The organism is Acinetobacter sp. YH12218 (assembly GCF_013417925.1).
GTDB lineage: Bacteria > Pseudomonadota > Gammaproteobacteria > Pseudomonadales > Moraxellaceae > Acinetobacter > Acinetobacter amyesii.
Genome location: NZ_VPDB01000169.1, coordinates 1 through 1,039, shown reverse-complemented (window position 1 = coordinate 1,039; position 1,039 = coordinate 1). Strand labels below are relative to the sequence as shown.

Genomic DNA, 1,039 nt, shown 5'->3' with positions numbered 1-1,039 from the left:
GGCTTTGTTGCACAAACCTATCTGTAAAGGCTTTTTCAGCAATATAATTTCAAAATGAATAAGCCTGCCTCTAAAATCTACCGTACAACCAATTGGTCATCCTATAACCGAGCCTTAATTAACCGAGGTAATATTTCCATTTGGTTTGATCCTGCTACGCAATGGTATGCGCCATCAAAAGGCAAACAAGGGCGAAATCAAACCTACTCCGACGCAGCCATCCAATGCTGCTTAATGATCAAATTACTATTCCGACTCTCTTTACGTATGGTCACAGGTTTTGTTCAAAGTCTGATTAAACTCTCTGGATTAGATTGGACAGCTCCGGATTATTCCACCCTTTGTCGTAGACAAAAGCATATTGATATTGCGATTAGCTATCAAAAAAGTAGTGATGGACTGCATCTACTCGTAGACTCTACTGGTTTGAAGTTTCTTGGTGAAGGTGAATGGAAACGCAAGAAACATGGGGCTGAATATCGTCGCCAATGGCGTAAGCTTCACATTGCTATAGATGCTAAAACCCTGCAAATACGTGCAGTACAACTCACCACAAATAATGTCAGTGATTCTCAAGTACTCGAAGATTTACTTGCTCAAATTCCCTTGGATGAACCAATTGATTCTGTTTATACAGATGGTGCTTATGACACAAAGCACTGCCGACAAGTCATTTTAGATCGAGATGCACATGCGATCATTCCACCTAGAAAGAATGCAAAGCCTTGGAAGGATCAGCAAGCGAGGTCTATAGAGCGGAACGAATTATTAAAGACAGTCAAACGGCTAGGCAGATCGCTTTGGAAAAAGTGGTCTGGTTATCACCGTCGAAGTTTGGTTGAAACCAAGATGCATTGCATCAAATTATTAGGCGATAAATTAACAGCGCGGAGTTTTCCAAGTCAGGTGAATGAGATCCATGCACGCATGGCAGTCTTGAATAAATTCACAGAATTAGGTCGCCCTCATACCCAAGTTGTCTCTTAAATTTGAGTAGCTTAAGGGAACTCAGCCTTTCAAACCTTTATGCAACAAAGCC

Annotated in this window: 1 protein-coding gene; it reads left to right on the top strand. The window is 41.3% G+C overall.

Annotation, left to right across the window (positions count from 1 at the left end; all coding sequences use genetic code 11):
* Positions 1 to 54 precede the first annotated feature (54 nt).
* Positions 55 to 987, top strand: coding sequence for an IS5 family transposase (locus FTV03_RS17760; protein WP_180042428.1), 933 nt, complete (start codon positions 55 to 57; stop codon positions 985 to 987).
* Positions 988 to 1,039: the final 52 nt, after the last annotated feature.